This is a genomic window from Pseudomonas sp. D47 (genome assembly GCF_045447305.1).
Lineage (GTDB): Bacteria > Pseudomonadota > Gammaproteobacteria > Pseudomonadales > Pseudomonadaceae > Aquipseudomonas.
Genome location: NZ_JBJGXU010000012.1, coordinates 63,601 through 82,894, shown reverse-complemented (window position 1 = coordinate 82,894; position 19,294 = coordinate 63,601). Strand labels below are relative to the sequence as shown.

Here is a 19,294-nt window from a genome sequence, read left to right as displayed (position 1 = left end):
ACCTGACGCGTCGCCGGTTTCGTCCCCAGAGTTGCTGCCCGCCTGGCAGAGAAACAGCGCCTACAAAAAGGCGCGTTTAATACCCCGTCATCTCCAGATAGCCCACGCCACCTTCAAACTGCACGGGCCCTTCCCAGTACGGGATGCTCAGGTTCATCCACGCCTTCGGGTTGACGGCCTGGGGGGTGATATCCAGGTGTTTGCTTGGGATTTTCAGCGACCAGCGCGTAGGAACAGGACGCCCGTCGATGGCGGTGGTGGACAAGGGTGTGAGCTGAATATCTTCATTGCGCAGGGTCTGGGTGTGGCCCTGCGGGTCGATCCAGGTGCCGGTCAGGTAACCCGCGCCGTCTTTTTGCCGCACCCGAAACAGCATCAACTGCTCGCCACGGTCCAGGTGCAGGGAAAACCAGTCCCAGCCAGTTTGGCTGGCCGCCAGAGGTTGGCTGCTCCATTCGCGGTCGAGCCAGGCGGGGCCACTGACCTGGTAGGTCTTGCCGTCGAGGCTGACGCTGCCGGCCGCGGTAAAAAATGGCTGGCTGTAGTAGTAGGACGCTTGCCCCTGATCGGACTTGCGGCTGTAGCCGTTATCGCCTTGCAGCACCAACGGGCGGCTGGAGGTCAGGTGCAAGTCGTAGGCGAACTGCGGGCCGCAGGCAGTGAGTTGCATATCCGCCAAGGCGCTCACGGCGCCGGGGCGGGTGACGAAATTCCAGTCGTCGATCCAGGCATTGAATGGCACGGCCTGGGCCCCCGCTTGCCCGATGCCGCCACGGGCGAAGCGTTCGGCGGCGTAGTGCTGGGTGGCGGACGTCACGGCGGCGTGGCCAAGCCAGATGGTGGAGTCGTGCCAGCCGGGCTGCGTCGGCCCCGCCTTCAGCGCGTTGCGAAACAGCGTCCATTGCACGCCGAACACATTGCCTTGGGCGTCCTTGAGGTTGGCGGTGACGTACCACCACTCGATGCGAAAGCCATCATGGGGGCCGTGATCCTCAGGAAAGCTGAACACTTTACCGGGCACCACCTGGGCAAAGTCCGCGGCATCGTTGCCCAGGCCTGCGAAGCTTTCTGGCGGCGCTGGCGCCTTGTCACAGGCCGTCAGCAGCAACACAGCAGCCCACAGCAGCGCTTTAATCTTCATTGGCAAACGTCCTCAGCAAATCCGCCGGGCGGCTGCGGTACAACTGCCACAGCGGCCAGGCCGAGGCCAGCAAGGTGGCCAGCAGCGCCAGACCCAACAATTGCGCAAGCTGCCACGGGAATACCTGCAACGGCAGGCGCCAGCCGAATGCCTGCACGTTGATCACCGCGTCCAGGCACCACGCCAGCAGCAGGCCCAACGGCAACGCCAACACCAAGGTCAGCACCGCCAGCAGCCAGGTCTGGCCGAGGTTGAGCACCATCAATTGCCGACGCGTCACACCCAGCGCCCACAGCGGCGCGAGTTGGCCCAGGCGGCTTTGGCTCTGGGTCAGCAAGCTGATAAACAACGCCACCCCGGCGACGCCGAGGGTGAGGCTGTTCAACGCAGCCGTTGCGGCAAAGGTGCGTTCGAACACCTGGCTCGACCAGCCTTTGAGTTGCTGTTGATCGACGATGCGGCTGTCTTCCAATGCAAACGCACGTTGCACCTCGCGCACCAGCGGCGGCACATTCTGCGGCAGCACCCGCAGGTTGAAGCGGGCCGGTGTCAGCCCCGGCCAGTGCGCCAGCAGGTGCTTGGCATTGACCAGCAGATGGCCTTTGGGGTTGCCGTAGTCGGCGTAAACCCCCACCACCTTGGGGGACCAAACGCCCTCAGGCGTGGGAATAACGACCGCATCGCCGAGTCGCACCTTCAAGCGCCGCGCCAGTTGTTCGCTGAGCATCACCGTGTCGCCTTGCAGCAACTGGTCCCAAGGCTCGCTCACGCGCTCCAATAACGGCCAGTGCTGACGATAAGTGGGGTCGTCGACCACGCCGAACACGTCCGCCGGCCAGCCCTGCAACTGCACCGCGACCTGCCAGGTGGGCAGCACCGCTTGCACGAGCGGTTGCTGCGCCAACCAGGTGCTGAGCTGCTCGGCCTGGGCCGGGGTTTGCGGGTTGAGGTACAGCTCGGCCGTGAGACGTTGCTCCAACCAGTTATTGAAGGTCTGGCGAAAGCCCGAGGTCATCGAACCTGCACCGATGTTCGCCGCCAAGGCCAGCAGCAACGCCATCAGCGCCAGGCTCAAGGCCGGCAACTGCTGGCGGCAGTCGGCCAAAAACCACTGACCGAGCACTGAACGGCTACGCCCGAGCACCGCCGTCAGCAGGCCGTTGAGCACCACCGGCAAACCGAGCGCTGCCCCCAACAGCAAAGCCGCCATCAACACAAACCCGGCAGCCAGGCTGTCGCCCAGCCACAGCGCCAGCAGCGCGATCACCAGCGCGGTCGCCGCCACCCAACCCTGGCGCCGCAGCCAGCGCCCGTGCGCGTCATGCCAGGCTTGGGCATTGGCCAGCGCCAGCAGCGGCAAACGCGCCGCCCGCCACAGGCTGCTGCCACCTGCGAGCAATGCGCCGAGCAGGCTCAGGCCCAAGCCGGCCATCCACCACCATGGGCTGAGGCTCAATTGGCCCGGCACCTCGGCGCCGTACAGGCCGCGTAAACTGGCGGCCACATCCGGCAGCAACAGGCTGGCCAGCAGGTAACCGCTGGCGACGCCGAGCACGCCACCGAGCAACGACAACACGCCGAGTTCGACGCCCAGGCTCAGGATCAGCATGCGCGCACTGACCCCGCAGGCACGCAAGGTGCGCAGCAATCCACGGCGTTGCTCCAGTGCCAGGCCGATGGCGGCGTGCACAATAAACAAGCCCACCACAAACGACAAAAAGCCCAGGGCGTCGAGGTTCAGGTGAAAGCTTTCGGTGAGGCGCGCAAGGTTGTTGTCCTCGCCCTGCTTGAGTTGCAGCGCGGCAGGCGGTGTGGGATGGCGGGCGGCAAAGGCCTTGTCCAGCAGCAGGCGCGACAGTTGGCCGGGCATTTCCAGCAGCGGCTGGGCGAAGCCGATATCGGTCAGCAACAGGCCCGGCGCCATGTCCGGTTGAGCCTGCAACGGCGGCAAGGCCTGCCCGCTCGCGGTCAGCGGTTGCTCACCTTCGTGCAACCCCAGGGCCAACAAGGTTTGCGGTGCGATCCAGGTACGCCCCGGCGGGTTGAAAAAAGCCAGCATTTGCGCCTGGCTCAGGCGCTGCCCCGCCACCGCGCCGCCGCCGGGCAACGACAGCGGGTCGATGCCCATCAGCTGCAGGCGTTGTACTTCATGCCCCTTGAGCAGCAACCGGCCCTGCACCACCGGCGACACCGGCCAACCAGCGCGGCGCAGCTCGGCAAACAGTGCTTGGGGGAAGCTGGCGCCGTCTGGCGCACTCAGGCTGGCTTGCGGCTCACCGCCGATCAGTTGGCTGGCGCGTGCATAACTGTCCCGCGCCTGGCTGTTAAGGGCCTGCACACCGGTCAACAGCGCGGTCGCCAGCCACAGGCCGGTCAGCACGCTGAAAAACTGCACCGGGTGGCGCCGCCAATGGCTGATCAGCGCACGCAACGCCCAATAAAACACCGCCATCTCAGCGCGCGTCCGCAGGCACGACACGACCGCGGTGCAACACCACTTGCTGGTCCAGGCGCGCGGCGATGCGCGGGCTGTGCGTGACCATCAACAGGCTGGTGGGGCTGTCGCGCAACAGGTCGAGCAACAGTTGCAGCACTTCATCGCTGGTGGCTTCGTCGAGATTGCCGGTCGGCTCATCGGCCAGCAGCAAGCCAGGGCGCGACGCCAACGCACGCCCCACCGCAACCCGTTGCTGTTGGCCGCCGGACAGTTGCTCGGGATAGCGCCTGAGCAAATCGCCCAACCCCAGGCGCTCCACCAACTGCGCCTGCCACTGCGGATCAAAGCGCCCCGCCAACCGCGCCTGGAATGCCAGGTTGTCGTCCACGCGCAAACTGCCGATCAGGTTGAACTGTTGGAACACCAGGCCGATTTCAGTCCGCCGCCAGTGGGCCAGCTGCGCTTCGCTGAGTTGGTCCAGGCGCTGCTCGCCCACCTGAATGCTGCCGCCATCCACCTGATCAAGCCCGGCCACCAGATGCAGCAATGTGCTTTTTCCGCTGCCGGACTCGCCCATCAGCGCAAGGCTGCTACGCTCGCCCAGGAACAAGTCAACGCCCGCCAGCACTGCAAGCGGGCCCTGCGGGGTGGCGTAGCTTTTTAGGACACCTTGCACCTGCAACATAAGAACGCTCGTTCGAAGGACTCCGAACGAGCATAACGGCTGACCGTCGGCCCTACGCAAATTTTTCACATGGATTTCACTGCTTGCCCACCCTCGCCCCTCTAAATTGCCCGCCACGCGCCGATACTCGGCAACTTATTAGTTGCCAGCCACGGCAACTTTTAACCGCCAGATGTTCAGCAAAAAGACAGCAGCCCTGTGACAGCCTCCCATTCCCTTATGGGAATTCGTCAATGCGTTGCGCCTACTTAATAAAAAACACTGCTGACAGTGCCCATGGTGAATGATGTGGTTGACCTTACTCTGACCAAACCGCGCTCACGCCGGGGCTATTTCAAAAAAATGCAAAAGTGGTGGGCGGGTCTCGCCGTCATTGCCCTGCTGCTCACCGCTTTCCTGATGTGGCCGTCATCGCCGCGTGACCTGGGCGTCGGCAATCGCTTGCTGACCTCACAAGTGCTGCCCGCCTGGCGCGACGGCGACCTGATTGTGCTGGTGCGCCACGAAGAGCGATGCGACCGCTCGACAAACCCCTGCTTCGGTTCACCTGAAGGCCTGACAGTCTTAGGCACTCAACGCGCCCAAGAGCTGGGCAAGGCCTTTACGAAGCTGGGCATGGGCTACAGCGATGTGCTTGCCAGCCCCGCCCTGCGCACCGTTCAGACCTCGCAGTTTATGTTCGGCAAAGCAGCCGATCTGACTACCAGCGAAAAAGCTATCTGCGGCAAGGACATGGGTGAAGAACTGCTCAGCCACAAACAGCCCGCACGCAACCTGGTTTTTGTCACCCACAGTGGCTGTATCGCCGATTTCGAAACAACGCTGGGCTTCCCCCGCGCGGCGTTCCCTCAGTACGGCAGCGCCCTGTTCATACGCGTAGAAGCCAACGGCAAGTTCGAGACACTGGGCATCATGAACAGCCAAGCCTGGGCCGCCGTACTGAAAAAGCTCTAACACTTTTTTACATATATCACGTCCCATGTTCAGGAATACGACAGGCCTGCTCTGGCAAGTTTAGTTGCACCTGTTACTTCTGGACGTCATGAATACTTTCATCGACTTAGTGAACTTTGTGATCCTTTCTACTCTTACTAACCTGCCCCCTTACTTCACCTTTAAACGTCAAGGAGCGACGTTTTCATGACCCGCCTAAAACCCTTACCGCTATTGTTACTGGCCTTCGCCGTGTTTTATCTATTGCCCATGGGCCTGCACGGTTTATGGACCCCGGATGAAACCCGCTACGCCCAGATCAGCCAGGAAATGCTCCTGAGCGGCAACTGGATCGCACCGCACTTCATGGGTGTGCGCTATTTCGAAAAACCCGCTGCCGGCTATTGGCTGATCGCCCTTGGCCAGGCAGTGTTTGGCGAAAACCTGTTCGGCGTGCGCATCGCCTCGGCGTTGACCACCGGCCTGAGCGTGATACTGGCTTACCTCATCGCACGCCGCCTGTGGAACGACCCACGCAAGAGCTTCGCCTGCGCCCTGCTCTACATGAGCTTTGGGCTGGTGGCCGGGCAAGCGGGTTACTCCAACCTCGACCCGCAATTCACCTTATGGGTCAACCTCAGCCTGGTTGCGCTGTGGTTTGCGCTGGACAACCGCACCTCGCGTGGCCGGATGGGCGCCTGGGCAGTGCTGGGCGTGGCCTGCGCCATGGGTTTTATGACCAAGGGCTTTCTGGCCTGGCTGTTGCCCGTGCTGATTGCCGTGCCGTACATGCTTTGGCAGCGACGCTTGGGTGAATTGCTGCGCTACGGCCCGATCGCCATTGGGGTCGCGCTGCTGCTGTGCCTGCCGTGGGTGTGGGCGATTCATCTGCAGGAACCGGACTACTGGCGCTTCTTTTTCTGGCACGAGCACATCCGCCGCTTTTCCTCCGACAAAGCACAGCATGCGCGGGCCTGGTGGTTCTTCCTGCCGATCATGGTCGTGGCGTGCCTGCCGTGGGCGGCGTTGTTGCCAAGCACAGCACTCAAGGCCTGGAAAGACAAAGGCCAGCCGGCGATTATTTTCCTCGGCTTGTGGTTGCTGCTGCCCCTGGTTTTTTTCAGCCTGAGCAACGGCAAGCTGCCCACCTACATCATGCCGTGCCTGCTGCCGCTGGCGTTGCTGATGGGCCATGCCGTGACCGACCTGATCAACCGCGGCAAAATCCGCGCCCTGCGGGTCAACGGCCTGCTCAACCTCGCCATCGGCGTGGCTGCGATGGCGGCACTGATTTACCTGCAAATCGATGACCCGCTGTACAGCAACAGCCACGCTGAGATGTACAGCCTGTCCCTGACCTTTATCGTGCTGCTGGGTTGGATACTGGCCAACGTGCTGCAAGCCTTCCGCCCGCTGACGCTGTGGGCCATGCCCGCACTGGGCATCGGCTTGCTGGTCGCCCTGCTGCCGGCTGGCATGCCGGAAGAAGTCACGGATACCGCAATGCCCGATCAGTTCGTCCTCCAGCATCTGGATGAACTGCAACAAACCCATGCTCTTATCAGCAATGAACTGGGCTCGGCGTCCGCATTGTCCTGGCGACTGCGGCGGCCTGAAGTGGCTTTTTATGACACCCGGGGCGAACTGAGCTACGGCCTCAAATATGCGGATTCGGTGCACCGCAAAGTCGATCTGGACAGCATTCAGACCTGGCTCGCCGATGCGCGACAGCAAGGTTCGGTCGGGGTGCTGATGCGCGTCAGAAGCACCAGCGAGCATCGCGAAGAAGGGCAATTGCCGCCGGGAGGCAAGCGCTATCGCAAAGGCGCCATGCTACTGATCATCTACCCGAAAATTCCTTAACGTTACGCCCACGGCGAGTAAGCCCATGAGTTTCTGGAAAACCGAACGCGGCGCCCTGGTGCTGCTGCTGGGCGTCTCGGCGCTGCTTCTGCTGCTGGGGCTGGGCAGTCGCGACCTGTGGGGGCCGGAAACTCGGTGGGCCAACATCGCATTGCAGATGTTGCAGAGTGGCGACTACTTCGACCCTTATCTCAAAGGCGCGCCGTACTACGACAAGCCGCTGCCGTCCTACTGGCTGATCACCGCCTCTGCCAACCTGATGGGCGGGCTTGGCCCATGGTCGCTGCGCCTGTCGTCGGTGATCGCGGCGTGGTTGAGCGTCTGGCTGGTGTACCTGATCGGCGAACGCCTGTTTCGTAAAGGCACCGGGCTGATCGCCGGCTGGATGCTGGCCACCACCTTCTACTTTCTGTTCTGGGCGCGGGTCGCCACCGCCGATGTACTGACTGTGTGTGGCGTGCTGGCGTCGGTGTGGTGGTATTGGCGCGGGCCGGATGACACCCGGCTGGGGCGCTACACGGTGTTTTTTCTGCTGCTGGCGGCGACGTCGCTGTTCAAAGGCTTGATCGGCTTTGTGCTGCCGGGCCTGGTGCTGTTGCCGCACCTGCTCAGCGAACACCGCTACAAACGCCACCTCAACCTGCGCCTGCTGCTGGCGATGCTGATTGCCGCGGCGTTCTATGCGATTCCCTTCGTGCTGTCACATGTGTATGGGGCGCCGACCTACGGCGAGAGCGGCCTTGACCTGGTGTTCAAGGAAAACGTGGTGCGTTTTTTCGACCCGTTCGACCATATGGGGCCGATCTACACCTACCTGATCTACCTGCCCGCCTACACCCTGCCCTGGGCGCCGTGCTGGCTGCTCGGCGTGTGGCTGGCGCTGCGTCACTGGCGCCAAACGCCACCCAACGTGCGCTGGCTGGTATGGGGCCTGGGCCTGCTGTTTGTGTTCTTTACCGCCAGCGGCAGCCGCCGCAGTTACTACGTGCTGCCGCTGGTACCGTTTGCCCAATTGTTGGGCGCCTGGTGGCTGAGTGAACGCCTGCAGAAAAAACCGGCCAGTTGGCCGCGCTGGCAAAAGGGTTTTGGCATCACCGCCGGGTTGTTGCTGTTGGTGCTGGGCGTGCTCTACCCCTGGACCACCGGCAATGGCGGCGTAACCCGCTTTGCCGAGGATGTGCAAGCCGAGGCGGTGAAAAGCGCGCCGTGGAATCAATGGCAGATGGTGCTGGTGGAGGTCGATAACAAGTTGCCGATGTACCTGCAAAATGGCGGCAAACCGTTCTATTACGTGAGCGAGAACCAAGACTTCCCGCGCCAGGGCGACAGCGCCGCACTCATGGCCTGGCTGGTAAAAACCAGCGGCCAGGGGTTTGACCCGCAGCACACCATCATCGTCGCGCAGTACTCCAAGGACGACCCGACGCCGTTGGCCTACCTGGGCGCGGATCACAAGGTGATTACCACGCAGCCGGACAATGGCGAGCGGCTGTTTCAGAAACGTTCAGGCGGCAGCGTGGCATTCATTCCTGTGCCACGCTGACAGGCCCCATCAGAAGGCCACGGGCATTCATCAGTGTGTGGAACGCCGCCAGCACCGCCTGCAGTTTTTCCAGCCTCAGTGGGTGGCCGTACGCGCCCAGGGCGACCTTCGCGAACACGACGCCCACTACGCACGCACCGCCGAATTTCTGCACGCGGCAGCTGGCAGTGTCAGCCAACCTGTGGGCCGGCGTGGGGTTGGTACGCGTCGGTGACTATCAAAGCCTCCACCCGCAGAGCGCTATTACTTTTGGTGTAAAGCGGAAAAACCTTTATTGGCGAACTGTCCCACCCGGGCCGCTTCAGAGCCCGGGCGCGTGTAATGGACGCTCGATAGAAACGCTTCAGAAATAAGGGGAACCCAAATTGACAGACCATCTATCTTGCCGTTATCGGGGGTAGATTCTTCGCCACCTTTTCTGTCGATAACTTGCAGCACTCGCTCTGCAGTAGCAGCAAGATCAGCTCTGACGGAAGGAGGGAGAGAGGCGCGCTCCCAATCCCCGCCTACTCGCGACTTGAAGGCGTCCAGTTCTTCATCATTCAGGGCCGCGTAAAGCCCCTTGAACAAAGGGCCCGCTGTAATTTCTTCCACCGTGCGCTTGTCATCAATCGCTCGGCCGATGGAAAAACTCTCCAGCGCGTCATAACCACGCCTACCGAACGCCATCAGGCGGCCCGCTTCGGAGGAAGAACGATGGGAGCCGACAGTGTCCAAAAAACCATCTCCAATACGCGCGCTTCCGACCCTTTCTACGCCTGCATCGTTATCAATGTAATTAACCACACGTGCCAGGCGAAACATGGCGTCAGCACGAGATTGGGGGTCAGTATTGTCGGAGCTGAAGTCACCCACCTGCCCCTTCAGATCATCAATCAATGTAGCCCTGCGCGCCTGACCTTGCGCACTTCTATCCCAACTCGCCGAGAGTATTCCCCGGCTCAAAATTGGGTTGTCGTAGTAGACCTCCATTGCTGAGCGATGATCATCCGCGGGCCTGGCTTCCTCGCGCGAAGGCAGGTTAGACACGTTGAGTTCACCTAGCACTGCCGGGGGCTTTGGCGAGAGTGTAGACACCGTACGAACGGGGTTTGTATCGAAGGTTAACGTTGGGGTTTGCGCATTGGGGTGGCTGGTTTTATGCGCGTGATGATAAAAGCCTTGAGGCTGAGAATTACTAACGGACAGGGTCATATGCACCTTCTTGATCAACATCTTGCGGCGTCCAGACGGGTACGCCGAGCTATCGGTGATAGCTGTCTGTGCGGTGGTCAGGACACTGAAGGTGGTTCCACTGAATGTACGACTGGATTTTACGCCTGCGAATGCTCCATACCCTCGGCTGATTCATCAGTGTGTACCTTGGGGTTAGTGGCATTTGGTCATGGTTTGTAAAGGGCCAGTAAGCTGTGTCTCTTTTAATTGCAGAAAGAAGACTTGAATCTTCGAAATTGTGGTGAGCTGCTACCTAAACACTGTAAAAAAATGTGGGAGCTGGCTTGCCTGCGATGGCATCAACGGTGTGTCACTGATACACCGAGGTGCCTGCATCGCACGCAAGCCAGCTCCCACATTGGCCATGCCCAGTACTCAAATTCGGCGGCGTCGGTTGAGTTGAGGGATGGCGGTTTGAGGCACTTCCACCTGTTGCACCTGTGTCGCAGTGCAAGCCGCGAGCTGCGCCAGTGTCGGCTGGCTGAACAAAGTCCGCGCATCCACTTCCAACCCAGCCTTACGCATCCGCGCCACCAGATTCACCGCCAGCAAGGAATGCCCACCCAGCTCGAAGAAGTGGTCATGCCGCCCTACCCGCTCCAGCTTCAACACATCCGCCCAAATGCCTGACATCAAGGTTTCCAATTCGCCCACGGGCGCTTCATAAGCCCGGCTGACCACTGCATCAAACCCAGGTTCGGGCAGTGCCTTACGATCGAGTTTGCCCGCTGGGTTGAGCGGCAACACATCAAGCTGCACAAAGGCCGCCGGCACCATATATTCCGGCAATTGCTCCAGCACATAGGCTCGCAAGGCATCCAGGCCCGGCGCTTGCCCACGCAGGGTGAAGTACGCCACCAAACGCTCATCACGAATCAGCACCGCCACTTCACGCAATGCCGGGTGCGCCGCCAGGCGTGACTCGATTTCACCCAGCTCCAGCCGCACGCCGCGCAGCTTGACCTGGAAGTCATTGCGCCCCAAGAACTCCAGGTTGCCGTCCGACAGGTAACGCACCAAGTCGCCGGTGCGGTACAGCCGGTCACCGGCCACAAACGGGCTGTCGATAAAGCGCTCGGCGGTCATCTGCTCCAAGCCCAAATAACCCCGGGCCACGCCAACGCCGCCGATGTGCAATTGGCCGCTGACGCCCATCGGCACTGGCGCGTCGTGGTCGTCCAACACATACAGACGCGTGTTGTTAATCGCCCGGCCAATCGGCAGTTGCAGGGCAGGCACAGGCTCGCCGGGTTCCAAGGTCCAGGCACTGCTGTCCACCGTGGCTTCGGTAGGGCCATAGACGTTGTGCAAACGCACCTTGGGCAAGCGCGCCTGCACGCCACGGGCCAGGGCTTGGGTCAGTTCGCCGCCGCCGCACAGCACGTCGGTGAGGCTGGTGCACAAGGCCGACTCTTCCAGCTCGAGGAACTGCTGCAACATCGCCGGCACGAACTTGATTACCGTGACCTGCTGCTCGCGAATCACCTGCGCCAGGTAAGCCGGTTCACGATGCCCATCGGGCCGTGCAAGCACCAGGCGCATACCGTTGGCGAGCGGCCAGAACAGTTCCCACACCGAGCCGTCGAAGCTGAACGGCGCACGCTGCAACAAGGCGCCGCCTTCGGCATTTGGGCACAGCTGGGAGCCCCAGCGCATCAGGTTGCCAAGGCCGCGGTGTTCGATCATCACGCCTTTTGGCGTGCCGGTGGAGCCCGAGGTGTACATCACGTAGGCCAGGTTGGCGACGGTCAAGCCGGGCACCGAAGGATTACAGATGGGCGCCTGGCTCCAGCCGTTGTGGTCAAAATCGATCACCGGGATAAACACCTCGCCTGGCAGCTCGCGGGTGGCGGCGTGCACCAGCAGCGCCACCGGTTGGCTGTCGTTGAGCATGTAGGCCAGGCGCTCGCGTGGGTAGCCTGGGTCGAGCGGCACATAGGCGCCGCCCGCCTTGAGAATCCCCAGCAAACCGACGACCAGATCCAACCCGCGCTCGACGCACAGCGCCACCCGCGAATCCGGCTGCACCCCGCGCTCACGCAGGTGGAAGGCGAGCTGATTCGCGCGTTCGTTCAGCTCGCGGTAAGTCAGTTGTTGCTCGCCAGCCTGCACCGCGATGGCATGCGGGATGTGCCGCGCGCGGGCTTCGAACAACGCCGGTAGCGTGAGGGTCTCGGGATAGTCAGTGTCGGTGGCGTTGAAGTCCACCAATAGCCTGTGCAGTTCGCTGGCAGGCAGCACCTGCACGGCGCGCAATGGCGTGCTGGGTGCGCGTTCAAGTGCATGCGCCAGGCCGTGCAAGGCCGTGTCGAGGTAGCCCAGCAGGCGCTCTGCGCCGACCTTGCGCGGCGCCTTGGCCTTGAGGCGAAAGCCGCTGGCAATGTCGTCAACGGTGAGCATCAGCGGGTAACTGAGGATGTCTTCGCTGCTGAGCAAGGCAATGCCCGGCACCAGGTTCAAGTCTGTGTCGGCAGAGGTGTGGCGGTAGTTGAGCAGGCTGTTGAACAGCGGCGACGCGCTGCTGCAACGCTGAGCCAACGCGAGCGAGGCCTGTTCATGGGCGAGCAAGGCGCTGAGCTGCACGTGGGTGTCGTGGAGTGCATCGAGCACGGTTTGCCCGGCCAGGCGCACGCGCAACGGCAAGGTGTTGATGAACATGCCCAACGCGCGGTCGGCGCCCTCGCCCGCCTGCAAACGACCCAGCAGTACGGTGCCGAACACCACGTCATCGCGGCCCGCGACGCGGCTGAGCACGTGCGCCCAGGCCAGGTGAAACAGGCTGGCCGCACTCACACCCAAGGCTCGCGCCTGCGCCCGCAAGCGTTGGTTGAGGGACTCGCTGAGCGGCTGTTCGAACGCTTCAATTTCAGCCCGATCCACCTGGCGGTCCTGCAAGCCGAACGCCAGAGTCGGCTCGTCAATATCGGCCAGGCGCTCGCGGAAGAACGCCTCGTGCGCAGCCTGACGCGCCGGTGAACGGGTCTGCGCGACCACGTTGCGATACGGCACCGGCGCCGGCAGTTGCGCCTGCTGGCCGAGCAGGTGGGCGCGGATTTCATCCACCAGCACGGTGGTCGAGGTGGCGTCGTTGACCAGGTGATGGAAGCGTAACTTAGCAATCCAACGCTGGTTGTGCGGTTCTTCGGCGTAGTCCAGGGCCATCAAGGGCGCCTGGCGCAAATCCAGCGGTGCAGGCTGGGCGCGCAGGGGGTCAACCCGCAACTGCGCTTCGCGCCATACCACTTGCATCGGCTGCTCAAGGGCATCCCACACCAGGCTGGTGCGCAGGATGTCGTGACGGTTGATCACCTGTTGCAAGGCTTGGGCAAACGCATCCAACTGCTCGCGGCTGGCAAAGCTGAACATCGCGTGTTGCTGGTACGGATCGCGTTCGTCGGTGAGGTGGTGATACAGCAAGCCTTCCTGCAACGGCGCCAGCGGGTAGATTTCCTGCACATTGGCGGCCCCTCCTGGAATGCCCGCGACGATGCGATCAAGGCTGGCCTGATCCAGCTCGGCCAGCGCGAGCTTATCTGCCGTGATGTGAGTGCAACCCAGCGGAATTCGATTGGCTGACACCTGCTCTTCGCGGCCGACACTGGCTGCTGCCAGCGCCGCGAGGGTCGGCTGGCCGAACAATACCGGCACGTCGGCGCGCAACCCGGCATCACGCATGCGCTGCACCAGTTGCACGGCCAGCAGCGAGTGCCCGCCCAGTTCGAAGAAATGGTCGTGGCGCCCCACCTGCTGAACCTGCAGCAGCTCGGTCCAGATCTGCGCCAGGGTGGTTTCCGCGCCCTCGTGCGGCGCTTCAAATAGGCGCGTGACGAACGCGGCTTGCGTGGGTGCAGGCAAAGCCTTGCGGTCGAGTTTGCCGTTGGCGGTGAGGGGCAACACGTCTAGCCTCACATAGGCGACAGGCAGCATGTAGTCCGGCAACGAGGCTTGCAGATGGGCGCGCAGCGCTTCGATATCAACGCTGTGCTGCTCGATAAACCAGGCCAGCAATTGCCCTTCGCGACACTGCACCACGGCTTCCTTGAGCGCCGGATGGGTGGCCAACGCGGCTTCGATTTCGCCCAACTCGATCCGCACGCCACGGATTTTCACTTGGTCGTCATTGCGGCCCAGGTAGTCAAGGTTGCCGTCCGGCAGCCACCGCGCCAGATCGCCGGTGCGGTACATGCGGCCATCATTAAAGGGATCTTCAAGGAAACGCTCGGCACTCAGTTCAGGCCGATTCAGGTAACCTCGCGCCACACCCTTGCCACCGACGTACAACTCCCCCGACACGCCGATGGGTACCGGCCGTTGGTGCTCATCCAGCAAGTAGACCTTGGCATTGGCCACAGGCGCGCCGATATGCAGCGGCCGGCCCGCCTCGACACGCCCGGAAGTGGCGACCACCGTGGCTTCGGTGGGGCCGTAGTTGTTGATCACCTCGAAGGTCTGCGCCCGAGGGAAGGCGCGCAGGCGGTCGCCGCCGATCAGCAAGGTGCGCAGGGTCGGGTGATCCAGGCGCTGGCTGAACGCGTACTCGGCCACCGGTGTCGGCAGGAAGCACACCTCCAACGGCTGCGCGCGCCACCAGCTCAGCAGTGCATCAAGGTCCAGCGCGTCATCCTGTGCCGGCGGCAAGTGCAGCGTCGCGCCTACACACAACGGCCACCGGTGTCGGCAGGAAGCACACCTCCAACGGCTGCGCGCGCCACCAGCTCAGCAGTGCATCAAGGTCCAGCGCGTCATCCTGTGCCGGCGGCAAGTGCAGCGTCGCGCCTACACACAACGCCGGCCAGACTTCCCAGGCCATCGCATCAAAACCAAACCCGGCCAGGCTGGCGGTGTGGCTGCCCGCGTGCAGGTTGAACGCCTGGCAGTGCCAGTCCACCAGGTTCAACACGCTGTGGTGCTCGACCATCACGCCCTTGGGCAGCCCGGTGGAGCCGGAGGTGTAGATCACATAGGCAAGATTGGACGGCGTGACCGCGACGCGCGGGCTGTTGGCGAGGTACACGGCCGGGCCGCCCAGGCGAAGCACCGGAACATCCAAGGCCGGCAGGCGATGCAGTAAATTCTGTTGGGTCAGCACCGCCACGGGGGCGCTGTCGTGCAGCAAATAGTTCAGGCGCTCGGCGGGATGGGCCGGGTCCACAGGCACATAGCAGGCGCCGGACTTGAGGATCGCCAACAGCCCGACCAAAGTGTCCAGCCCGCGCCGGGCCACAATCGCCACGCGGTCATCCGGCTGTACGCCGTGCTCCAGCAGTTGCTGGGCCAAGGCGTTGGCTTGTTGGTCGAGTTGGGTGTAGGTCAGTTGCCGGCCCTGAAACACCGCCGCTACGGCATCCGGTGTACGCGTGGCCTGGGCTTCGATCCGCCCGTGCAGGGTTTGCGTCGCAGCGTTGGGCTGCGCGGTAGCGTTCCACTGCTGCAACTGCGCCTGTTCGGCCGGCGTCACCAGGCAAAACTCAGCGACTGTCAACGCAGTATTTTCCAGCCCTTGCTCCAGCAGCCAGCTAAAGCGCTGCGCCAACGCCTGCACTTCGTCGTGCTTGAAGTACGCCTCGTTGTACACGCAGTGCAGGCACGCGGTGGCTTGGTAACGGTTGCTGCGCAGGTGGATAGCAATCGGCAGCGGTTCATGGTGGTTGGACACCTTGATCGCCCGGGCCTGCACCTGGCCGTAACGCAGGTCGTGGTCGTCCTGCTCGAAGGACACCGACAGATCGAACAACTGGCCGCGCCCGCTGCGGCGCAGGCCCAGCTCCCGGTTCATCTCGCTTAAAGGAAAACGCTGATGGCGCAAATCCTGTTTGAGCTGGTCGCGCACGCCGCGCACCAATGCGCTGAACGACAGCTGTTCGCTGAATTGAAAACGCACCGCACTGACCTGGGTGAACAAGCCCACAGTGGCGCGAAACCGCGCGTTGGAGCGGTTAAGAATCGGCAGCCCCACCACCCACTCATCACGCTGGCTGGTGCGGGTGAAATACACGTACATCGCCGCCAGCAACACATGGAACGCCGAGGCCTGGTAACGGTTGGCCACTTGCTCCATGCGGTTGAGCAGCGCCACCGGGAACGCTTCCACGAAGGTGTTGCTCGGCGCTTGGGCGGTGTGCCGGGGCGTCAATAACGGCTCGGGCAGTTGCTGGTATTTGTCCAGCCAATAGGCGCGGTCGCGGGCGTAACGGGCGGATTGGAGGTAGTGCTGGTCGGAGTCGATAAAGTCGATATAGGACGGCGCCTGCGGCTCCGGTTGCCGACCGTGTTGCAGGTCGGTGTAGAGGCGCGCCAGGGATTGCACCATTTGGCCAAAGCCCCAGCCGTCGAGAATCAGGTGATGGGCCTGGATGCCGAGGCGGTAGTGGTCTTCGTCGAGCTTGAACAGGAAACAATCAAACAGCGGCTCGCCGGCCATGGCATAGGGCCGGGCCATTTGCACCTGTATCCATGCCTGGGCTGCCGCCTGCGGGTCGGGCCGGGTGGAGAAGTCGTGCTGCGTCACCTCTACCGCCAACGCCGGGGCGAAGGTTTGCCGGGGCAAGCCGTGGGCGTCGGTGTGCAGCTGGGTACGCAACGCGTCGTGCTTGGCCACCAGCAATTCGACGGCGCGTTGGATCAAGTCCGGTGCTATGGCACCGGCAATATCCAAATAACCACCAATGTTGTACAGCGGCGAGTCGCCCACACGCATCTGGTCGAGCCAGATGTCCTGTTGGGCGGCGGTGAGGGGGAAGCTGGCCGGCAAGCTTGCGGAATGCTGCATAAGATCCTTCTCATGGGTGTCAGGCACTGGCCGCGCAGGGTGGCCCATTACGACGAATGTGCCGGATTTGAGCATGGGGGTCGGGGGCTGTCTGTCACCCGAAACCCGGACATCCAAACGGATAGAAACGGGCTTGGCTGAAGGTTCATTGCTGAAACGATTAAAGGGCTGTAGGAGATTGGCTATATCTGGCCGATATCAACTCGCCGAACGATTGCCATTAAATTATTTTCTCATTATTAATCAACTAGTTAATTCACTATAAAAAATCCACTGCGCTTTTCGTAGGCGGAATACCCCGTCAGAAACGTCGAATTAATGACGTGGTTTTTATGTCAACTTGTGTCCCTCGTTTCCGCTACATACGTAGGACAAATCCCTATGGCTAAATAAAATCTCGAACGCCGAGTAACGTTCAAGCAGTACGGAGCGACCCGACGCGGACCCAGGGTGCCCGTTGACGGTTTTCGACATCAAGGATGAGATGGCTATGAGTCTGACCCGTAGTATTGGCGACACCCACAGCCCGCATTTTTATGCCGAAATGGGAGAGTTGATTTCAAACAGCGGCCACGAAGACTTCGCTGCCAACATGCTGCATTTGGTGGACAAGTGGGTGCCCATTCATCTGGTTGACCTCAGTGAATGGACCCTGGATGAACTGCGCGACTGCGTGCGCGAGATCAAGCTGCTAGGCAGTGCCGGGCTGAAAAAAGATGTGTCTGCGCCGCAGGCTGTACACCCGCTGAGGGACCACCCACTGCTGCGGCAAATGCTGCGCATGCAGGACCCGCTGTTGATCCAGTTGAAGGCCAAGACCAACAGCGAGCACCCGCGTGGCAGTTCGCACCAGTGCAACCTGGTTTCGCGCCAGGGCAATCGCCGCTGTGTGATTTCGTTCTATCGCCTGCCGACCCAGCAGGGGTTTTCCCTGGCCGAGTTGTCGTTTCTCAAATGCCTGTCAGACACCCTGCTGCCGCTGATGGAGCGGCATGCGCAGATCCTGCGCCAGGCGTCGCACAACGAGATTGAGCCGGCCCACAACCCACTTGAGCAATCGCAGTTGCAGCGCGAGTTCTACAAGCGTTTGTCCCTCAGCGATATCACCCTGTCGGCGCGCGAGCAGGAGGTGTGCCTGGGCTTGTTGACCGGCGGCACCGTGCCGCAAATGGCGGAAAAACTCAGCGTAAAAAACAGCTCGATCGAAACCTACCTCAAGCGCGCCGCTGCCAAATTGGGCGTGAGTGGCCGGCATGGTTTGGCCAAATGGATGGTTGGCGCCTGATGAATAAATGGATGCTCACCAGCGTAAGCATGGCCTGGATGCTCGGCGGCTGTTCGTTGATCCCCGAGTACCAACGGCCGGCGGCGCCGGTGCCTGTGCAGTACCCCCAAGGCGGGGTCTACAGCCTGGCGCAGGCCGGTGCCGTGGCGGTTACACCGGACTGGCAGCAGCTGTTCCACGACCCGGCCTTGCAACAGCTGATTGGCGCAGCACTGGTCAACAACCGCGACCTGCGTGTCGCGGCGCTGAATGTGCAGGCCTTCCAGGCGCAGTACCGGATCCAACGTGCAGACCTGTTTCCGGCCGTGTCGGCCAGCGGTGCCGGCAAACGCCAGAAGTTGCCGGGGGGCGTGACTGGCACGGGCAAGTCCGCGATCACTTCCAACTATTCCGCCACCCTGGGGCTCAGCGCGTATGAACTGGACCTGTTCGGCCGTGTGCGCAGCCTCAGCGAACAGGCGATGCTCACGTATTTTGGCACCGAAGAAGCACGGCGCAGCACGCAACTGAGCCTGGTGGCCAATGTGGCGAATGCCTACCTGACCTGGCGCGCCGACCAGGAACTGCTGGCCCTGGCCCAGCAGACGCTGGTAGCCAACGACCACAGCTGGCAACTCACCAGCCGCAGCAAAAACGCGGGCAAGGCTTCAGCGCTGGACGTGGTGCAAGCGCGCACGGCCGTGGAAAGCACCCGCGCCAGCGTGGCCCGTTACGAACGCCAAGTCGCCCAAGACCTCAACAACCTCGCCCTGCTGGTGGGCGGCCCGGTGGATGAAAACCTGCCATCGCGGCCACTCGCCGCTGACTGGGTGGCGCGCGTGCCGGCCGGTTTGCCCTCAGACCTGCTGCAACGGCGCCCGGATATCCTCCAGGCCGAATATCAACTGCAGGCGGCCAACGCGAATATCGGTGCGGCCCGCGCGGCGTTCTTTCCTTCGGTCACCCTCACCGCCAATGCCGGCAGCGCGAGCAAGGAGCTGTCGGGGCTGTTCAAGGGTGGTTCGGGCACCTGGACCTTCCAGCCGCAGATCAACCTGCCGATCTTCAACGCCGGCAGCCTGCGCGCCAGCCTCGATTACGCGAAACTGCAAAAAGACATCAGCGTGGCGCAGTACGAAAAGTCGATCCAGACAGCGTTTCAGGAAGTCGCCGACGGCCTCGCTGCCCGCCAAACCTTCAACGACCAGTTGGAGGCGCAACGCGATTTCGTCGCCGCCAACCAGGCTTATTACGACCTGGCCCAACACCGCTACCGCAGCGGCGTGGACAGCAACCTGACGTTTCTCGATGCACAGCGTTCGTTGTTCAGTTCACAACAGGCGCTGATTGTGGACCGGCTGGCGCAGTTGGTGGCGGAGGTGAACCTGTATACGGCGTTGGGTGGCGCATGGGGGGATGCGTCGGTGCTGTCACGGCGCTGAGG

The 19,294-nt window shown here is 62.3% G+C and carries 11 protein-coding genes and 1 pseudogene; 5 read left to right on the top strand and 7 right to left on the bottom strand.

What is annotated here, in order from left to right:
* Positions 1-76: 76 nt before the first annotated feature.
* From ACI77I_RS11120 to ACI77I_RS11110, 3 genes are read right to left on the bottom strand one after another with little or no spacing between them, the layout of a single operon-like run.
* A complete protein-coding gene (locus ACI77I_RS11120) occupies positions 77-1,141 on the bottom strand; it encodes a lipocalin-like domain-containing protein (RefSeq protein ID WP_406997501.1) in 1,065 nt (354 codons plus the stop codon).
* On the bottom strand, positions 1,131-3,593 hold the full coding sequence (locus ACI77I_RS11115) for an FtsX-like permease family protein (protein ID WP_406997500.1): 2,463 nt from the start codon (positions 3,591-3,593) through the stop codon (positions 1,131-1,133). The genes ACI77I_RS11120 and ACI77I_RS11115 overlap by 11 nt, the downstream gene beginning before the upstream one ends.
* Before the next feature lies 1 nt (position 3,594).
* The gene (locus ACI77I_RS11110) at positions 3,595-4,263 is read right to left on the bottom strand and encodes an ABC transporter ATP-binding protein (RefSeq protein ID WP_242150905.1); all 669 of its coding nucleotides are present in this window, start codon (positions 4,261-4,263) and stop codon (positions 3,595-3,597) included.
* A 276-nt stretch (positions 4,264-4,539) separates the two neighbouring features.
* On the opposite strand from ACI77I_RS11110, the gene ACI77I_RS11105 reads away from it, so the two are divergent.
* From ACI77I_RS11105 to ACI77I_RS11095, 3 genes are all read left to right on the top strand, one after another.
* On the top strand, positions 4,540-5,217 hold the full coding sequence (locus tag ACI77I_RS11105; RefSeq protein ID WP_406997499.1) for a histidine phosphatase family protein: 678 nt from the start codon (positions 4,540-4,542) through the stop codon (positions 5,215-5,217).
* 186 nt (positions 5,218-5,403) lie between these two features.
* Positions 5,404-7,059 (top strand): lipid IV(A) 4-amino-4-deoxy-L-arabinosyltransferase, encoded by a 1,656-nt coding sequence (gene arnT, locus ACI77I_RS11100; RefSeq protein ID WP_406997498.1) that lies wholly within the window; start codon positions 5,404-5,406, stop codon positions 7,057-7,059.
* A 25-nt stretch (positions 7,060-7,084) separates the two neighbouring features.
* Positions 7,085-8,602, top strand: a complete 1,518-nt coding sequence (locus ACI77I_RS11095; protein ID WP_263273563.1) for a glycosyltransferase family 39 protein — start codon at positions 7,085-7,087, stop codon at positions 8,600-8,602.
* On the opposite strand, the gene ACI77I_RS11090 is transcribed toward ACI77I_RS11095, so the two are convergent.
* From ACI77I_RS11090 to ACI77I_RS11075, 4 genes and pseudogenes are all read right to left on the bottom strand, one after another.
* Positions 8,583-8,780 carry a hypothetical protein gene (locus ACI77I_RS11090; RefSeq protein ID WP_406997497.1) on the bottom strand — a complete coding sequence of 66 codons (198 nt, stop codon included), beginning with the start codon at positions 8,778-8,780 and terminating at the stop codon, positions 8,583-8,585. The two genes, ACI77I_RS11095 and ACI77I_RS11090, sit on opposite strands and share 20 nt — an antisense overlap.
* Before the next feature lie 65 nt (positions 8,781-8,845).
* Positions 8,846-9,817: a hypothetical protein gene (locus tag ACI77I_RS11085; RefSeq protein ID WP_406997496.1), complete on the bottom strand. Its 972-nt coding sequence runs from the start codon at positions 9,815-9,817 to the stop codon at positions 8,846-8,848.
* Between the two features lie 375 nt (positions 9,818-10,192).
* Positions 10,193-14,455 carry an amino acid adenylation domain-containing protein gene (locus ACI77I_RS11080; RefSeq protein ID WP_406997495.1) on the bottom strand — a complete coding sequence of 1,421 codons (4,263 nt, stop codon included), beginning with the start codon at positions 14,453-14,455 and terminating at the stop codon, positions 10,193-10,195.
* 37 nt (positions 14,456-14,492) lie between these two features.
* Positions 14,493-16,586, bottom strand: a pseudogene (locus tag ACI77I_RS11075) (condensation domain-containing protein); the annotation flags it as partial.
* 490 nt (positions 16,587-17,076) lie between these two features.
* Here ACI77I_RS11075 and ACI77I_RS11070 point away from each other — a divergent pair.
* Positions 17,077-17,871, top strand: coding sequence for a helix-turn-helix transcriptional regulator (locus ACI77I_RS11070; protein WP_406997494.1), 795 nt, complete (start codon positions 17,077-17,079; stop codon positions 17,869-17,871).
* Positions 17,871-19,292, top strand: a complete 1,422-nt coding sequence (locus tag ACI77I_RS11065; protein WP_406997493.1) for an efflux transporter outer membrane subunit — start codon at positions 17,871-17,873, stop codon at positions 19,290-19,292. The genes ACI77I_RS11070 and ACI77I_RS11065 overlap by 1 nt, the downstream gene beginning before the upstream one ends.
* Positions 19,293-19,294 lie beyond the last annotated feature (2 nt).

Excerpts from the sequence above, each read along its gene's own strand:
- ACI77I_RS11120 (WP_406997501.1), bottom strand. The coding sequence starts at position 1,141 with ATGAAGATTAAAGCGCTGCTGTGGGCTGCTGTGTTGCTGCTGACGGCC.
- ACI77I_RS11115 (WP_406997500.1), bottom strand. The coding sequence starts at position 3,593 with ATGGCGGTGTTTTATTGGGCGTTGCGTGCGCTGATCAGCCATTGGCGG.
- ACI77I_RS11110 (WP_242150905.1), bottom strand. The coding sequence starts at position 4,263 with ATGTTGCAGGTGCAAGGTGTCCTAAAAAGCTACGCCACCCCGCAGGGC.
- ACI77I_RS11105 (WP_406997499.1), top strand. The coding sequence starts at position 4,540 with ATGGTGAATGATGTGGTTGACCTTACTCTGACCAAACCGCGCTCACGC.
- arnT (WP_406997498.1), top strand. The coding sequence starts at position 5,404 with ATGACCCGCCTAAAACCCTTACCGCTATTGTTACTGGCCTTCGCCGTG.
- ACI77I_RS11095 (WP_263273563.1), top strand. The coding sequence starts at position 7,085 with ATGAGTTTCTGGAAAACCGAACGCGGCGCCCTGGTGCTGCTGCTGGGC.
- ACI77I_RS11085 (WP_406997496.1), bottom strand. The coding sequence starts at position 9,817 with ATGTTGATCAAGAAGGTGCATATGACCCTGTCCGTTAGTAATTCTCAG.
- ACI77I_RS11070 (WP_406997494.1), top strand. The coding sequence starts at position 17,077 with ATGAGTCTGACCCGTAGTATTGGCGACACCCACAGCCCGCATTTTTAT.
- ACI77I_RS11065 (WP_406997493.1), top strand. The coding sequence starts at position 17,871 with ATGAATAAATGGATGCTCACCAGCGTAAGCATGGCCTGGATGCTCGGC.